Below are 16217 nucleotides of genomic sequence, written 5' to 3'. Positions count from 1 at the left end.
GTGCGCAGGCGCTGGGGAGCCCCGGTCCTCTTCCTCCTGCCCGCGGCGGTGCTGTTCGTCGCGTTCCTCGCGATCCCGATCGGCTACGCCGTCTACCTGAGCTTCCGCGGCATGCGGGTCTCGGGCGGCGGGCCCTTCGGCGTCCGCCAGGAGTCCTGGGTGGGGCTGGACAACTACGTCACCGCGTTCACCGACCCCGAGCTCCTCGCGGGGTTCGGCCGGCTCGGGATCTACGGGATCATCGCCGTGCCCCTCACCCTCGGGCTCGCGCTCACGTTCGCGCTGCTGCTCGACCTGCCCCGCGTGCGGGGCGCGCGGTTCAGCCGTACCGCGATCTTCATCCCGTACGCCGTGCCGGGTGTCGTGGCGACGCTCCTGTGGGGCTTCCTCTACCTGCCCTCCACGAGTCCCGGCAACTGGATCCTCGACCGGCTCGGCCTGCCGGGCGTGGACGCGCTGCACGGCGGGATGCTGTTCCCCTCGATCGCGAACATCGCGATCTGGGGCGGGGTCGGGTTCAACATGATCATCCTGTACACGTCCCTGCGGGGGATCCCCGCGGACGTGTACGAGGCCGCCCGGCTCGACGGTGCCGGCGAGTGGGACATCGCCTTCCGGATCAAGATCCCGCTCGTCGGGCCGGCCCTGGTCCTGACCGGTCTGTTCGCCCTCATCGGCACGCTCCAGGTGTACGGCGAGCCCACCACGCTGCGCCCGATGACGAGCGAGATCTCGCAGACCTGGGTGCCGCTCATGCTGATCTACCGCGACGCCTTCACCCGGGACGACCTGTCGCTGGCCGCGGCGTCGTCGGTCGCCCTCGCCCTCGGCACGCTGGTCGTGTCGCTCGTCCTGCTGCGCATGACGCAGAAGCGTTCGTTCGGGGAGTCCTGATGAGCACCGTCACCGCACCCCGGCCCGTGGGCACCCGGCCGCTCGCCGCCGACCGTCCGCGTGCCCGACGCCGCGGGGCCGTGCTGCCCAGCATCGCCCTGTTCCTCGGCGCGCTGTACTGCCTCGTGCCCGTGGTCTGGGTGCTGGTCGCCTCGACCAAGTCGAGCTCCGAGCTCTTCTCGACCTTCACCTTCCTACCGGGCACCGGGCTGCTCGACAACCTGCGCGACCTGTTCGCCTACGGCGACGGCCAGTACGCGCAGTGGGCCCTGAACAGCCTTCTGTTCGCGGGGGTCGGCGCCGCCGCCTGCACGCTGGTCTCGACGATGGCGGGGTACGCGCTCGCCAAGTACGACTTCCCGGGGCGGCAGGCCGCGTTCTACGCGATCCTCGGCGGCGTGCTGCTGCCCGGCATCACGCTGGCCGTGCCGCAGTACCTGCTGATGTCGAAGATCGGCCTGGCCGGCACCTACTGGTCGGTGCTCCTGCCGTGCCTCATCTCCCCCTTCGGCATCTTCCTCGCCCGCGTCTACGCCGCGTCGGCGGTGCCCACGGAGACGATGGAGGCGGCCCGGATCGACGGCGCCGGAGACGCCCGGATCTTCGTCTCCGTGGCCCTGCCGATGATGGTCCCGGGCATGGTGACGGTCTTCCTGCTGCAGTTCGTCGGCATCTGGAACAACTTCCTGCTGCCGTTCATCATGCTGTCCGACGAGCGGATGTACCCGCTGACCGTGGGCCTGTACACGCTGCTGTCCAAGGGGTCCGGGACGCCGTCGCTCTACACCCTCGCGATCATCGGCTCGGCCGTGGCGATCATCCCGCTGGTGGTGATGATGCTCGTGCTGCAGCGCTACTGGCGTCTCGACCTGATCAGCGGCGGGCTCAAGGGATGAGCGCCGCCGCGCACCACCGACCCGAGGAGCGACCATGACGGCCCCCTTCGATCCCGCGCGCCTGCTGTTCGGCGGCGACTACAACCCCGAGCAGTGGCCCCGGGACGTCTGGGCGCAGGACATGGCCCTGATGCGCCGGGCGGGCGTGAACACGGTGACCATCGGGGTGTTCTCCTGGGCCGCCCTGGAGCCCCGGGAGGGCGAGTTCGAGCCCGGCTGGCTGGACGACGTGGTGGCGCTCCTGGACGCGAACGAGATCGGGTTCTTCCTGGCCACGCCCACCGCCTCCCCGCCGCCGTGGTTCACCCGCGCCCACCCCGACGCGCTGCCGGTGCGCGCCGACGGCACGCAGCTCTGGCACGGGTCGCGCGACACCTACGCGATCAGCGCCCCCGCCTACCGCGAGGCCGCACGGCGCGTGGCCCGGTTCCTCGCGGAGCGGTACGGCGACCACCCGCGGCTACGGGGCTGGCACGTGCACAACGAGTACGGCACGATCGACCACGGCCCGCACGCGGCAGCCGCCTTCCGGCGCTGGCTGCGCGCCCGGTACGGCACGCTCGAGGCCCTGAACGACGCCTGGTACACGGCCTTCTGGTCCCAGCGGTACGACGACTGGGACGAGATCGTGCCGCCCCGCGCCACGCAGTACCTGCACAACCCGGCCCAGCTCGTGGACTTCAAGCGGTTCTGCTCCGCCGAGATGCTCGCCGCCTTCACCGAGCAGCGCGACGAGATCCGTGCGGCCGGCTCCACCGCGCCCGTCACGACGAACTTCATGCTGCCCACGTGGAACCACCTCGACCAGTGGGACTGGAGCGACCGGCTCGACCTCGTCTCCGTGGACCACTACCTCGACACACCGGGCCCCGACGGCGAGGCGCACGTCGCCTACGGCGCCGACCTGACCCGGTCCTGGGGCGGGGGGCCGTGGCTGCTGATGGAACAGAGCGCCTCCGGTATCCGGCAGGGGCGGCGGCAGGTGTTCAAGGACCCCGACCGCATGATCCGCAACTCGCTCGGCTACGTCGCGCGCGGGTCCCAGGGCGCGCTGTTCTTCCAGTGGCGGGCGTCTGCCGGTGGCTCCGAGACGTGGCACAGCGCGATGGTGCCGCACGCCGGGCCGCGCAGCCGCACGTACGAGGGCGTCGTCGAGCTGGGCACCGTGCTGGGCCGCCTCCAGGAGATCGCGACGCCGCCCGACGACGGGCCGGTCGTGGCCGCCGACGTCGCGATCCTGTGGGACGCCGAGGGCTGGTGGTCGCTCGAGACGCCGCACCTGCCGAACGACGACCTCGACTACGCGGCAGAGGTCCGGGCCACCCACCGGGCGCTCTGGCGCGCCGGCGTGGCCGTCGACTTCGTGCGGTCCGGGGCCGACGTCGCGCGGTACCGGGTGCTGTTCGTACCGACCCTCATGGCGCTGGACGCCGCGACCGCGGCCTGGCTGACCCGGTACGCCGAGAACGGCGGGCACCTGGTCGTCGGCCGGTTCACCGGCGTCGCGGACGAGTACCAGCGCGTGGTCCCCGGCGGCTACCCCGGGCTGCTGCGGGACCTGCTGGGCGTCCGCGTCACCGAGCATCTGCCGCTGGCGCCCGGAGACACCCAGGAGCTGGACGACGGCTCGGTCGTCGCCCAGTGGACCGAGCGTCTGGAAGCGACCGGCGCGGACGTCGTGGCACGGTACGCCGAGGGCCCGCTCGCCGGCTCGCCCGCGGTCACCCGCCACGCCGTCGGGGACGGGGCCGCCGTGTACGTCTCGGCGGGGCTCGTCCAGGAGTCGTGGGACACGTTCGTCGGGGCGGTGCTGGCCGAGCGGGACGTGCGCGCGGTCGTACCCGAGGCGGTCGGCACCGGGCTGGAAGCCGTCCGGCGACGCGGCGCGGCGGCCACCTACCTCTTCCTGCTGCACCACGGGGAGCGGCCGCTACGGGTCACCGGGGCGGGGCACGACCTCGTGTCCGGCACCTCGACCGATCGGGGTGTCGTCGTCACGCCGGGCGGGTACGCCGTCGTCCGCGAGGCGCCGGGCGCCACGTGGACGGTGGAACCGCTGCCCGCGGGCTGACCGGCACGGTTCCGTGCAGGATCGTCCCCGTGCCGGTCACGGTGCCCGGTTCGGGGAGGCCTCGCCTCGCCAGCCGTCCCGGGCCGAAGCCGTCCCGGGCCGAAGCCAGGCCGAAGCCAGGCCGAAGCCGGGCCGAAGCCGGGCCGAAGCCAGGCCGGGCCGGGGCCGGCGAGAAGGTGCCCCGCGGAGGCGTGTTACCCCGTGTAGACGTTGTCTACTGCCTGCAACACACCTCCGCGGGGCACCTTCGGGCTCCCCTCACCTCAGGCCTCCGGCCGCACGTCCGGCCGCGGTCGCGAGTCAGAAACCGCCGGCACGAGTCAGAAACCGCGGTCGCGGATCAGGAGCGGCGGGCACGGATCAGGTGCCGCCGGCGCCGATCAGGAGCGGCCGGCACGGGTCAGATGCCGCCGGCACGGGTCAGGAGCAGCCGGCACGGATCAGATGCCGCCGGCACGGGTCAGGAGCAGCCGGCACGGATCAGAAGAGGCGCGAGGTCGGGTCGTCGACGCCGCGCATGGCGTCGTAGTCCAGCAGGAGGGTCGCGATACCGCGGTCCTTGGCCAGGACCCGCGCCTGCGGCTTGATCTCCTGGGCCGCGTAGACGCCGCGGACCGGCGCCAGCAGCGGGTCGCGGTTCAGCAGGTCCAGGTAGCGCGTGAGCTGCTCGACGCCGTCGATGTCGCCGCGGCGCTTGATCTCCACCGCGACCGTGGCGCCGTCGGCGTCGCGCGCGAGGATGTCCACGGGACCGATGGCGGTCGGGTACTCGCGGCGCACCAGGGTGTGGCCGTCGCCGAGCAGCGCGATCTGCTCGGCGAGCAGCTCCTGGAGGTGCGCCTCCACGCCGTCCTTCACGAGGCCCGGGTCGATACCCAGGTCGTGGGCCGAGTCGTGGTGCACGGTGAAGAGCTCCACCTCGAGGCGGTCGTCCGACTTGGCGTGCTGGACGGTCCACACCTCGGTGACGCCGCGCTCGGCGGCCTCCGCGGAGGGCTCGCGCACCGCGAGCGTGCAGGGCGGGCTCATCCAGTTCAGCGGCTTGTACGAGCCGCCGTCGGAGTGGATGAGCACGCTTCCGTCGGCCTTGACCACGAGCAGGCGCGTCGCCTGCGGCAGCATCGCGGTCAGGCGGCCCGTGTAGAGGGCGGAGCAGTCGGCGACGACCAGCCGCATCAGAGAACCAGATCCTGTCGTCCGGGAGGGGCGGCCTCGAGCCAGGAGGCGAGGCCGAAGTAGTCGCCGGCGGCGAGGTCGAGCTCGAAGTCGAGCCCGTCGTACCGGCACTGCACGAGGTAGTGGTCGCCCTGACCACGCTCGTCGGGGTCCAGCGGGGTGCGGCCCGTGACCGTCAGCCGCTCGCGGTACCACGTGCGGGCCGGACGGGGCGCCAGCGACCAGCACCGCCACCACTCGATCCGGCCCACCGCGTACTGGGCGATGCCCGGCGTCCAGGAACCCTCGGGGTTACCGGCCGGCCGGGCGTTGCAGCTGAACGAGCCCACCCTGCGGGAGAGCGCCCGCAGCCGGGAGATGCCCGCCGCGAGCACGAGCGCGAGCGCGCCGAGCACCGCTATCGCGATCCATATGACGCCCGGCACTCGCGCCCCTCCCTCAGACCAGGGAGATCTCGTCGACCACGAGGGTGACGAGGTTGTCGTCCACGGAGACGAAACCGCCGGTGACCTGGGCCTCCAGGGCCGTCCCCGACGTCGTCTCCACCTTGACCGTGCCCGGGCGCAGCACGGCGAGCAGCGGCGTGTGGTTCGCCAGGATGCCCACCTGACCGTCCGCGGACGGTGCGCTCACCTGGACCGCCGCACCGCTCCAGACCTTACGGTCGCGGGACACGAGGTCCACGCTCAGCTCTGCCACGAGAGCTCCTTCCGATGTAGCGGGCGTGACGCCGCCCCCGCGAGGGTGCCCCGGAGGGCGGCGTCACGCACCGGGAACGTCCGAGGCGTCAGGCCCCGTACTCCTTCTGGATACGGGCCCAGTTCTCCTCGAGCATCTCGAGTCCACCGATGTTGTAGAAGGCCTGCTCGGCGATGTGGTCGAACTCGCCGTCCGCGATCTTCTTGAATGCCTCGATGGTCTCCGACAGAGGCACCGTCGAGCCCACCACACCCGTGAACTTCTCGGCCATGTAGGTGTTCTGGGAGAGGAACTGCTCGATGCGACGCGCACGCGCGACGACCGTCTTGTCCTCTTCCGAGAGCTCGTCCACACCGAGGATGGCGATGATGTCCTGCAGCTCCTTGTTGCGCTGCAGGATCGACTTCACGCGGGTCGCGACGTCGTAGTGCTCCTGGCCCACGTAGCGCGGGTCGAGGATGCGGGACGTCGAGGCCAGCGGGTCGATCGCCGGGTACAGACCCTTCGACGCGATCTCGCGCGAGAGCTCGGTCGTGGCGTCCAGGTGGGCGAACGTCGTGGCCGGGGCCGGGTCGGTGTAGTCGTCGGCGGGCACGTAGATGGCCTGCAGCGACGTGATGGAGTGACCACGCGTCGAGGTGATGCGCTCCTGGAGGAGGCCCATCTCGTCGGCCAGGTTCGGCTGGTAGCCCACGGCGGACGGCATGCGGCCGAGCAGCGTGGAGACCTCGGAACCGGCCTGCGTGAAGCGGAAGATGTTGTCGATGAACAGCAGCACGTCCTGCTGCTGCACGTCGCGGAAGTACTCCGCCATCGTCAGCGCCGACAGGGCGACGCGCAGACGCGTGCCCGGCGGCTCGTCCATCTGGCCGAACACGAGCGCCGTCTTGTCGAAGACGCCCGCCTCCTCCATCTCGCCGATGAGGTCGTTGCCCTCACGGGTGCGCTCGCCGACACCGGCGAACACCGACACACCACCGTGGTCCTGCGCCACGCGCTGGATCATCTCCTGGATGAGGACCGTCTTGCCGACGCCCGCACCACCGAAGAGGCCGATCTTGCCACCCTGCACGTACGGGGTCAGCAGGTCGATCGACTTGATGCCCGTCTCGAACATCTGGGTCTTCGACTCGAGCTGGTCGAAGGCCGGCGGCTTGCGGTGGATCGGCCAGCGCTCGGTGACCTCGAAGCGCTCGCCCTCGGCGAGGTTCAGCACCTCACCGGTGACGTTGAAGACCTTGCCCTTGGTGATGTCACCGACGGGCACGGAGATGGGAGCGCCCGTGTCGGTCACCACGGCGCCGCGGACCAGGCCGTCGGTCGGCTTGAGCGCGATGGCGCGCACCAGGGAGTCACCCAGGTGCTGCTCGACCTCGAGGGTCAGCGTGAACTTGTTCTCGCTCTCGCCCTGGTTCGACAGGTCGATCTCGACGGTGAGCGCGTTGTAGATGTCGGGGATCGCGTCCTCGGGGAACTCGATGTCCACGACAGGGCCGATCACCCGGGCGACCCGGCCGGTGCCGGGGCCGCTCGTGTGCTCGACCGTGGCTTCCACGGTGGTGGCGGTCATACTTGCCTCGCTTCGGTGGGCCGGAGGGTCCTCCGGCGGGGAGTCTGTTCGGTCTGTTCAGGACGCCAGGGCGTCGGCACCGGAGACGATCTCGCTGATCTCCTGGGTGATGTCGGCCTGGCGGGCCTGGTTGGCCAGTCGGGTGTACGTGCGGATCAGGTCCTCGGCGTTGTCCGTCGCCGTGTGCATGGCACGCTGGCGGGCGGCGAGCTCGGAGGCCGCGGCGTCGAGCAGCATCGCGTAGATGCGCTGCTGCACGTACCGCGGGAGCAGCTCGTCGAGGACCGCCTCGGGAGACGGCTCGAAGTCGTAGAGCGGCAGGGCCTCGTGCTCGTCGGCCTCGCTCACACCCTCGACCACCTCGAGCGGCAGCATGCGCACCACCCGGGTCCGCTGGGTCACCATGTTGACGAACTGCGTGGAGACCACGTGCAGCTCGCTGACGCCACCCTCCGGCTCGTCCGCGAGGAACACCTCCAGCAGCGTCTCGGCGATGTCCTCGGCGGCCTCCGGCGTCGGCTTCTCCGACCCGTAGGACCAGGTCTTGGTCAGCTCCCGCCCACGGAAGGCGTAGTACGCGATGGCACGGCGGCCGGCCACGTAGAGCAGGACCTCCTTGCCCTCGGACGTGAGCTGCCCGACGAGCTTCTCGGCCTCACGGACGATCGCCATCGGGTACGAGCCGGCCATGCCGGAGTCCGAGGACACCACGAGCACGGCGACGCGGTTGCCGCCCTCCTCCCGCGTGAGCGGGTGGTCGACGTCGGTGTGCGACGCCACGGCGGACACCGCACGGGTGATCGCCTGCGCGTACGGTGCCGCCGCCGCGGCCGCCGCCCGGGCCTTGCCGATGCGGGAAGCCGCGATCAGCTCGCGCGCGCGGAAGATCTTCTTCAGCGACTGCGTCGACTTGATCCGCGCCTTGTAGACGCGCTGAGCTCCACCGGCCACGGTCAGGCCTTCTTCTTGACGACGATCTGCTCCTGCTGGACGTCCACATCGCCCTCGACGTCGCCGCCGACGAGCGCCGTGCCGTCACCGCGCTGGAATCCGGCCCGGAAGTCGTCCACGGCGGCGCCGAGCGCCTCCTCCGTGTCCGCCTCCAGCTTTCCCGTCTCCAGGATGGTCGGCAGCACGTCGGTCTTGCGCCGCAGGTGGTCCAGCAGCTCGGACTCGAAGCGCCGCACGTCCTCGACCGGGACGTCGTCGAGCTTGCCCTTGGTCCCGGCCCACACCATGGCGACCTGGTCCTCGACCGCGTACGGCGTGTACTGCGGCTGCTTGAGCAGCTCGGTCAGCACGGCACCGCGCTGCAGCTGGGCACGCGAGGACGCGTCCAGGTCGGACGCGAACATCGCGAACGCCTCGAGCGACCGGAACTGCGCCAGCTCCAGCTTCAGCGTGCCGGAGACCTTCTTCATCGCCTTGATCTGCGCGTCACCACCGACTCGCGACACCGAGATACCGACGTCCACGGCGGGACGCTGGTCGGCGTTGAACAGGTCGGACTGCAGGAAGATCTGACCGTCGGTGATGGAGATGACGTTCGTCGGGATGTACGCCGACACGTCGTTCGCCTTGGTCTCGATGATCGGCAGACCGGTCATCGAACCCGCACCCAGCTCGTCGCTCAGCTTGGCGCAACGCTCCAGCAGGCGGGAGTGCAGGTAGAAGACGTCACCCGGGTAGGCCTCGCGGCCCGGCGGACGGCGCAGCAGCAGCGACACGGCACGGTAGGCCTCGGCCTGCTTCGACAGGTCGTCGAAGATGATCAGGACGTGCTTGCCCGAGTACATCCAGTGCTGGCCGATGGCCGAGCCGGTGTACGGGGCCAGGTACTTGAAGCCGGCCGGGTCGGACGCCGGAGCCGCGACGATCGTCGTGTACTCCAGGGCGCCGGCCTCCTCGAGCGCGCCACGCACCGAGGCGATGGTCGAGCCCTTCTGGCCGACGGCGACGTAGATGCAGCGGACCTGCTTGGTCGGGTCGCCGCTCTCCCAGTTCGCCTTCTGGTTGATGATGGTGTCGACCGCGATCGCCGTCTTGCCGGTCTGGCGGTCGCCGATGATCAGCTGACGCTGACCACGGCCGATCGGGATCATCGAGTCGATCGCCTTGATGCCCGTCTGCAGGGGCTCGTGCACCGACTTGCGCTGCATGACGCCCGGCGCCTGCAGCTCCAGGGCACGCGTGCCCTCGGTCTCGATGGCGCCGAGGCCGTCCACCGGGTTGCCCAGCGGGTCGACGACGCGGCCGAGGTAGCCCTCGCCCACCGGCACCGACAGCACGTCACCCGTGCGGCGGACCTCCTGGCCCTCCTCGATACCGGTGAACTCGCCGAGGACGACGACACCGATCTCCCGGACGTCCAGGTTCTGCGCGAGGCCGAGCGTGCCGTCCTCGAAGCGCAGCAGCTCGTTGGCCATCACGCCCGGGAGGCCCTCGACGCGGGCGATGCCGTCCGCGGCGTACGCGACGCGGCCCACCTCCTCGGCGGCAGCTTCCTGGGGCTCGTAGGCCTTCACGAAGCTGTCCAGTGCGGCGCGGACCTCGTCCGGCCGGATCGTCAGCTCAGCCATTGCTCTTCTCCTGTCGTGGCCGCGAGAGCCGCGGCGGAAGGTTCTTGTTCACGTTTTCAGCCGGCCAGACGACGCGACGCGTCAGCAAGGCGCGACAGGACGGTGGAGTCGACGACGTCCGCGCCGACCTGGATGCGCATGCCCCCGACGATGGCCGGGTCCACCGTGACGTTCAGCTGCACCGGCCGGCCGTACGAGCGCTCGAGCACCGCGCCGAGGCGCTGCTCCTGCTCGCGGGTCAGGACCGTCGCGCTGGTCACGGTGGCGACGAGCCGCTTGCGGCGTTCCGCCGCGATGTCGCCGAACCAGCCGAGCGTCTGCACGAAGCGCCGGCCGCGCAGCGACGAGGTCGCCCGCCGAGCCAGGCTCTGGGTCACGGTGTCCACCTTGCCGGCGACCAGCGCGTCCACGAGAGCCACCCGGCGCTCGGGCGCCGTGGTGCCGTCCGAGAGGATCTGCTTGGCCTCCCGCTGGCCGTCCAGGGCCCGCGTGAGGCGGAACAGCTCGTCCTCCACGGTCTCCAGCGCGCCGCGCGCCTCGGCGGACGCCAGCACGGCGTCCACGCCGAGGCGCTCGACGGCGTCGGCCAGGTCCGCGTCGCCCGCCCAGCGGGCCCGGACCATGCCGGACACCAGGTCCACCACGCGCTCGTCGAAGCCGTTCAGCAGGTTGGCCACCAGGCCGGCCTTGGCCTCGCCCTCACGCGACGGATCGGCGAGCGAGCGGCGCAGCGCGGCCGAGTCGTCCAGCGCGGACACCAGGGTGAGCAGCTGCTCGCCCAGGCTCAGCGCGTCCGCACCCGCGGCACGCAGCACCGGCTCGAAGCGCTCCTGCGCCTCCTTCAGCGATGCCCCGCTCGTTCCCCGCATCACGCCTCCTTGCTTGCCGGGCTGCTGCTCGCGACGGACTGGCTCGCCTCGAGCTCGTCGAGGAAGCGGTCCACCACACGGGACTGCCGGGCCGAGTCCTCGAGGGACTCGCCCACGATCTTCGACGCGAGCTCGGTCGCGAGCGACCCGACCTCGGTGCGCAGGGAGACCACGGCGGACTGCCGCTCGGCCTCGATCTGGCGGTGCGCCGTCTCCGTGATGCGCTCCGCCTCCTCGTTCGCCTTGGCCCGCAGCTCCTTGACGATGGCCGTGCCCTCGGCACGCGCCTCCTCACGGACCTGCGCGGCGTCGGCCCGAGCCTCGGCGAGCAGCTGCTGCTGCTGCGCCAGCGCCTCGTCGGCCTGCTTCTGCGCGGCCTCGGCCTTCTCGATGCCACCTTCGATGAGGGCGGCACGCTCGTCGAGCACCGCGTTCATGCGGGGCAGCACGAGCTTGTAGAACACGGCGGCGATGACCACGAGGATCACGGCCGACCAGAGCAGGTCGTAGCCAGCGGGCAGGAACAGGTCGATGCCCGCGGGCTCCTCTTCTGCTGCCATGACGGCGGCAGCGCTCGGGAGCGCAGCCATCACGCGGCGGGGAAGAGGAAGCCGGCAACCAGGCCGAGAAGCGCGAGCACCTCGACGAAGGCGACACCGAGGAACATGGTGGCGCGGAGCTGGCCGGCGACCTCGGGCTGGCGAGCCATGCCCTCGATGGTCTTGCCGATCAGGATGCCGAGACCGATACCCGGGCCGGTGGCGGCGAGGCCGTAGCCGACAGCGTTCAGGTTACCGGTGACCTCGGCGAGAGTGATGGCGTCCACGTACGTCTTCCTTCCGTTGGGCGCCGGACCGGTGTGGTCCGGCGTCGCGTGGTGTGCGAAGGCGCTGGTGCGCCCGTCGCGGGTTTTCCAGGTGAAGCTATGCAGCGCCGCCCGGAGGAACGAGCACCGTCAGTGCTCCTCCTCCAGCGACATGTTGATGTAGACCGCGGCCAGCAGGGCGAAGATGTACGCCTGCAGGAACGCGACCAGAAGTTCGAACAGCGTCACGAAGATGCCTGCCGGGAGGGTCAGCACCCCGAACGCCATCAGGCCGGAGCCGGCCGAGTCGATCAGGAAGAACTGGGTGGCGGCGAAGCAGAGCACGAGCATGATGTGGCCCGCGACCATGTTGGCCACCAGTCGGACCGCCAGCGAACCCGGCCGGATGACCAGGAGCTGCAGCAGCTCGATCGGCGTCAGGATGAAGTAGATCGGCCACGGCACCCCCGGCGGGAAGAGGTTCGCCTTGAGGTACCCGCCCAGACCGTGCTTGCGGATGCCGACCGCCCAGTAGGTGACGAACACCCAGAGCGCGAGGAGCAGCGGGACGCCGATCCGGGAGGTACCGGCCAGGTTCAGGCCCGGTATCACGCTCGTGACGTTGAACGCCAGGATGGTCAGAAAGATAGTGGTGAGCATGGGCACGAAACGCCGGGCGTTCTCCTTGCCCAGGATCTCCTCGCCGATCTGCACCCGGACGAAGTCCAGGAGGAACTCGACACCGGCCTGGAAGCGGCCCGGCACCACCTTGGCGCGGCGCGCGGCGATCACGAAGACCGACAGCAGCACCAGCGTGGCGATGATGCGGATGATCCAGATGCGGTCGATCTGGAAGATGGTGCCCTCGAAGAGGATGCCTGACGGGAAGAAGTCGGCGATCGACGGCGTGTGGAAGCCGCCCTCACCCTCGTGGCCTTCTGTGGCGGCGAGGATTACGGACGTCGCATACGTGGACAGGAGGACTCCCAGGTGGTCATTAGGCCCTGCGCGCGTCACCGCAAAGGGGCGGAACGGGCGCGCCATCGGGCCTGGCCGTCATGGATTCGTCGTAAGCCTAACCTATGTCCCGCGTGAATCTGGCCGCGGAACGGCATGGCACGGCCCCTTGTGACTTATTGCGCAACCTCGGGACCGGTCCGCTGCGCCCCACGACGGCCCGTCAGGCGCCCGCGCCCGGCTCGACGTAGGGGACGCGGGCGTTCCTGACTGCCCGGTAGTCGAGCAGCGCCGAGCCGACGGCGCCCAGCAGCAGCACCACGAACAGGACGATGCGGTCGTAGAAGTCGAAGCGCGTCAGCACCGCCATGACCACGACGAGCACGACCATCTTGGCGATCCACCCGCCCATCACGACGGCGCCCATCGTGACCGCGCCCTTGCCCACGGTCCAGAGCATCGACAGCACCGTGGCGCCGCAGAAGAACGCGGCCAGGGCGGCACCGATCAGGCCGCCCCAGAGACCCGGCAGGCCCGCGATCAGCAGCCCCGCGAGCGACCCCAGCACGGCGAGCCCGGCCACCAGGACGAGGCTGTCGCGCAGGGCGGTGCGCAGCATCGCCTGCTCGGCGCCGCGTGCGGCGTGGGGGGCGTCGGGTACGTGCTCGGTCATTCGATGGTCTCCTTGATGGTGGTGGCACCGGGGCGGACGCCGCCCTGCGGTGCGGACTGCGCGGTCACGGGGGTCCCGGCCCCGACCCCGGCCGGGACCTTGGGGACCTGGCCGGACAGCGCAACGTCGTCGTCCAGGAAGCGGCCCCGGTGGCGCAGCGGGCCGAGCGTGGCCAGCAGCGCCAGCACCACGAACACGCCGGTCCAGACGAGCACGATCTCCCAGTCCCACAGCACCAGCGCCGCGGCGCTGAACGCGAACACGGCGGTCCAGACGTACAGGATCACCACGGCGCGGCGGTGCGAGTGGCCGAGGGCCAGCATGCGGTGGTGCAGGTGCATGCGGTCGGGTGCCATGGGCGACTTGCCAGCGGCCAGCCGCCGGATGACGGCCAGCCCCATGTCGAGCAGCGGGAGCATGAGCACCGCCACCGGCAGCAGCAGCGGGATGAACGCCGGCAGGGCCTGCGCGCCGGTCATGACCTCCGGCTGGACGTTGCCCGTCACGGTGATCGCGGCGCCGGCCATGACGAGGCCGATGAGCATGGAGCCGGCGTCGCCCATGAAGATGCGTGACGGGAAGAAGTTGTGGGGCAGGAACCCGACACAGGCACCGACGAGCACGGCCAGCATGAGCGAGGCGAGGCTCGCGAAGTCGTCCGGCGTGGCCTCCGCCGTCAGCCGGTAGGTGTAGAGGAAGAAGGCGGTCCCGCCGATGGCGATGATGCCGGCGGCCAGCCCGTCGAGCCCGTCCACGAAGTTCACGGCGTTCATCGCGACCACGACCACCAGGACGGTCGCGGCGAGCGACATGCGCGAGGAGGGGATGGTCGTCCCCGCGATCGGCAGCGTGATGAGCTGCACGCCCTGCAGCGCCATGAACCCCGCCGCCAGCACCTGGCCGGCCAGCTTGGTCACCCAGTCGAGGTCCCACTTGTCGTCGGCCCAGCCCAGGGCGCACACGATCGCCGCGCCGCCCACGATGCCCCACACCTGCGAGACCTGCCGGGCGTCGAACACCCCCGAGAGGAACGGCATCTGGGAGGCCAGCAGCACGGCGACCACGATGCCGATCAGCATGGCCAGCCCGCCCAGGCGCGGGGTGGGCACGAGGTGCACGTCACGGGCCCGGACGGCCGAGATGGCCGAGGTCTTCAGCGCCACCCACCGGGCAAAGGGCGTCGTCAGGAACGTGACCGCGGCGGCCACGAGCATCAGGAGCAGGTACACCCTCACTCGTCGTCCTCCGGCTCACCCGCCGCGGCAGGCTCCGGTCCCTCCTCGGGCGTCGCCTGAAGACCCTCGACGTCGGCCACCCGGCGCAGCTCGTCGAGCGAGACCGCGCCCTCGCGCACGACGCGCAGCGTGGGGCCGGTGGCGTCCACGATCGTGGAGGCGACGCCGCCGGGCGCCTCTCCGCCGTCCAGGTAGACCGCCACGGACGCACCGAGCTGACGCTCCGCGTCGGCCACGTCCTGCGCGGCCGGGCTGCCGGACTTGTTGGCGCTGGAGACGGCCAGCGGGCCGGTGCGCTTGAGCAGGGCCAGTGCCGCCGGGTGGTCCGGCATGCGCAGCGCCACCGTGCCACCCGTGTCGCCGAGGTCCCACTGCAGCGAGGGCTGCGCGCGCAGGATCACGGTGAACCCGCCGGGCCAGAACGCGTCGACCAGGCGGCGGGCGTCCTCGGGCACGTCGGTGGCCAGGCCGTCGAGGGTGGCCACCTCCCCCACCAGGACGGGCGGCGGCATCTGCCGGCCGCGGCCCTTGGCCGCCAGGAGCGCGGCCACCGCCTCCTTGTCGAACGCGTCGGCACCGATGCCGTACACGGTGTCGGTGGGCAGGACCACGAGGCCGCCCCGGGAGATCGCATTCACTGCCTCGTCGATCGCGGGGCCCCAGGTCTGGGGGTCGGTGGCGTCGAGCACGGGCTGCACAGGCACACTCACGCGGGCCAGTCTTTCACGATCCTGGACTCCGGTGGAGCCGCACGGCGTGCGACCACCATCCGGGGCCGTCCCGTCAGGTCCTTGCGGGTCTCGGGCTCCTCGAAGGCCGGCCGTCCCTCGGCGTCCGTCGTCGCCGCGACCATGGCACGGGCCGCCTCCGCCTGGACCTCGGCGTGCTCCATGACGTAGAGCCCGCCCGGTCGCAGCAGGCGCGCGGCGGCCGCCGTGATGCCGCGGGGCACCTCCAGGCCGTCGGGGCCGAGCCCGTACAGCGCGACGGCCGGATCGTGCTCCGCGACCTCCGGGTCCACCGGCACGGCGTCCGAGGGCACGTACGGCGGGTTCGAGACGACGACGTCGGCCGTCCCGTCGATCCCGTACAGCGCGGTGCGGGCATCGCCCTTGACCAGGCGGACGATCCGCTCGGGCGGGTCGTCCGGTGTCGTGCCGGCTCCGGGCGCACCGCCGTCCGCAGGCGTCCGGCCCGCGGCGGCCGCGCTCAGCGCGTCGACGTTGCGCTCCGCCCAGGCGTGCGCGTCCTTGTCCAGCTCCACGGCGTGCACGCGCGCCCCGGGCACCTCGGTGGCCACGGCCAGGGCGATCGCCCCGGACCCGGTGCACAGGTCCACGACGACGGCGCCCGCACCCGCGCGCTCGGCCGTGACCTTGGCCGCCTCGTCGACGGCGACCTGGGCCACCTCCTCGGTCTCGGGGCGGGGCACGAACACGCCGGGGCCCACCGCGAGCTCCAGGTGCCGGAACGCGGCACGCCCGGTGAGGTGCTGCAGGGGTTCGCGGGCGGCCCGGCGCGCGACGAGGGCCTCGAACGCACGCACCGCGTCGTCGGGCACCTCGCGGCCCAGCACCGCCAGCCGGCGCACCTCGGACCGGTCCACGCCGAGCGCGTGCGCCAGCAGCGCCTCGGCATCGGCGCGCGGCGACGCGACCCCGGCGTCGGCCAGCTCCTCCTGCGCCCACTTCAGCAGCTGCGCGCTCATCGCACTCCTCCGGCCACGGCACGAGCCTGCCCGACCGCACCGGACGGCGCCAGACCCGCCGTGATCCGTCCGGCGGGGACGGCCG

At 71.5% G+C, this 16217-nt stretch carries 17 protein-coding genes; 3 read left to right on the top strand and 14 right to left on the bottom strand.

Annotation, left to right across the window (positions count from 1 at the left end; genetic code table 11):
* From ACO229_RS26260 to ACO229_RS26250, 3 genes are read left to right on the top strand one after another with little or no spacing between them, the layout of a single operon-like run.
* Window positions 1–894 (top strand): carbohydrate ABC transporter permease, encoded by an 894-nt coding sequence (locus ACO229_RS26260; protein WP_397432885.1) that lies wholly within the window; start codon window positions 1–3, stop codon window positions 892–894.
* Window positions 894–1790, top strand: coding sequence for a carbohydrate ABC transporter permease (locus ACO229_RS26255; RefSeq protein ID WP_423463243.1), 897 nt, complete (start codon window positions 894–896; stop codon window positions 1788–1790). Before ACO229_RS26260 ends, ACO229_RS26255 begins: the two co-directional genes overlap by 1 nt.
* Before the next feature lie 34 nt (window positions 1791–1824).
* Window positions 1825–3861: a beta-galactosidase gene (locus ACO229_RS26250; protein WP_423463242.1), complete on the top strand. Its 2037-nt coding sequence runs from the start codon at window positions 1825–1827 to the stop codon at window positions 3859–3861.
* 480 nt (window positions 3862–4341) lie between these two features.
* Here ACO229_RS26250 and nucS read toward each other — a convergent pair whose 3' ends face one another.
* The 14 genes from nucS to ACO229_RS26180 form a co-directional block, all read right to left on the bottom strand.
* Window positions 4342–5037, bottom strand: a complete 696-nt coding sequence (nucS, locus tag ACO229_RS26245) for an endonuclease NucS (RefSeq protein ID WP_397432889.1) — start codon at window positions 5035–5037, stop codon at window positions 4342–4344.
* Window positions 5037–5462, bottom strand: a complete 426-nt coding sequence (locus ACO229_RS26240) for a DUF2550 domain-containing protein (protein WP_397414979.1) — start codon at window positions 5460–5462, stop codon at window positions 5037–5039. Before ACO229_RS26240 ends, nucS begins: the two co-directional genes overlap by 1 nt.
* A gap of 13 nt (window positions 5463–5475) precedes the next feature.
* Window positions 5476–5736 (bottom strand): F0F1 ATP synthase subunit epsilon, encoded by a 261-nt coding sequence (locus ACO229_RS26235; RefSeq protein WP_253837753.1) that lies wholly within the window; start codon window positions 5734–5736, stop codon window positions 5476–5478.
* 88 nt (window positions 5737–5824) lie between these two features.
* Complete coding sequence (atpD, locus tag ACO229_RS26230; protein ID WP_397414975.1) at window positions 5825–7306, bottom strand: F0F1 ATP synthase subunit beta; 1482 nt, start codon at window positions 7304–7306, stop codon at window positions 5825–5827.
* Window positions 7307–7363: 57 nt separating this feature from the next.
* On the bottom strand, window positions 7364–8257 hold the full coding sequence (locus tag ACO229_RS26225) for a F0F1 ATP synthase subunit gamma (protein ID WP_397414972.1): 894 nt from the start codon (window positions 8255–8257) through the stop codon (window positions 7364–7366).
* Window positions 8258–8259: 2 nt separating this feature from the next.
* A complete protein-coding gene (gene atpA / locus ACO229_RS26220; protein ID WP_397414969.1) occupies window positions 8260–9885 on the bottom strand; it encodes a F0F1 ATP synthase subunit alpha in 1626 nt (541 codons plus the stop codon).
* Between the two features lie 56 nt (window positions 9886–9941).
* Window positions 9942–10754, bottom strand: coding sequence for a F0F1 ATP synthase subunit delta (locus ACO229_RS26215; protein WP_423463241.1), 813 nt, complete (start codon window positions 10752–10754; stop codon window positions 9942–9944).
* The gene (locus ACO229_RS26210) at window positions 10754–11344 is read right to left on the bottom strand and encodes a F0F1 ATP synthase subunit B (RefSeq protein WP_397414963.1); all 591 of its coding nucleotides are present in this window, start codon (window positions 11342–11344) and stop codon (window positions 10754–10756) included. The genes ACO229_RS26215 and ACO229_RS26210 overlap by 1 nt, the downstream gene beginning before the upstream one ends.
* A complete protein-coding gene (locus ACO229_RS26205) occupies window positions 11344–11580 on the bottom strand; it encodes an ATP synthase F0 subunit C (RefSeq protein ID WP_192861434.1) in 237 nt (78 codons plus the stop codon). The genes ACO229_RS26210 and ACO229_RS26205 overlap by 1 nt, the downstream gene beginning before the upstream one ends.
* A gap of 129 nt (window positions 11581–11709) precedes the next feature.
* Window positions 11710–12603 (bottom strand): F0F1 ATP synthase subunit A, encoded by an 894-nt coding sequence (atpB, locus tag ACO229_RS26200; protein ID WP_397414960.1) that lies wholly within the window; start codon window positions 12601–12603, stop codon window positions 11710–11712.
* Between the two features lie 136 nt (window positions 12604–12739).
* Window positions 12740–13189: a hypothetical protein gene (locus ACO229_RS26195; RefSeq protein WP_397432891.1), complete on the bottom strand. Its 450-nt coding sequence runs from the start codon at window positions 13187–13189 to the stop codon at window positions 12740–12742.
* Window positions 13186–14424: an MraY family glycosyltransferase gene (locus ACO229_RS26190; protein WP_397432892.1), complete on the bottom strand. Its 1239-nt coding sequence runs from the start codon at window positions 14422–14424 to the stop codon at window positions 13186–13188. The genes ACO229_RS26195 and ACO229_RS26190 overlap by 4 nt, the downstream gene beginning before the upstream one ends.
* Window positions 14421–15128 (bottom strand): L-threonylcarbamoyladenylate synthase, encoded by a 708-nt coding sequence (locus ACO229_RS26185; protein WP_397415196.1) that lies wholly within the window; start codon window positions 15126–15128, stop codon window positions 14421–14423. The genes ACO229_RS26190 and ACO229_RS26185 overlap by 4 nt, the downstream gene beginning before the upstream one ends.
* Before the next feature lie 2 nt (window positions 15129–15130).
* Complete coding sequence (locus ACO229_RS26180; RefSeq protein ID WP_423463240.1) at window positions 15131–16132, bottom strand: N5-glutamine methyltransferase family protein; 1002 nt, start codon at window positions 16130–16132, stop codon at window positions 15131–15133.
* Between the last annotated feature and the right edge of the window lie 85 nt (window positions 16133–16217).

It is taken from the genome of Promicromonospora sp. MS192 (assembly GCF_049532985.1).
In the GTDB taxonomy this organism is placed as follows: domain Bacteria; phylum Actinomycetota; class Actinomycetes; order Actinomycetales; family Cellulomonadaceae; genus Promicromonospora.
Note: the sequence above shows the minus strand (reverse complement) of the source record. Positions and strands in the feature narration are given on the sequence as shown.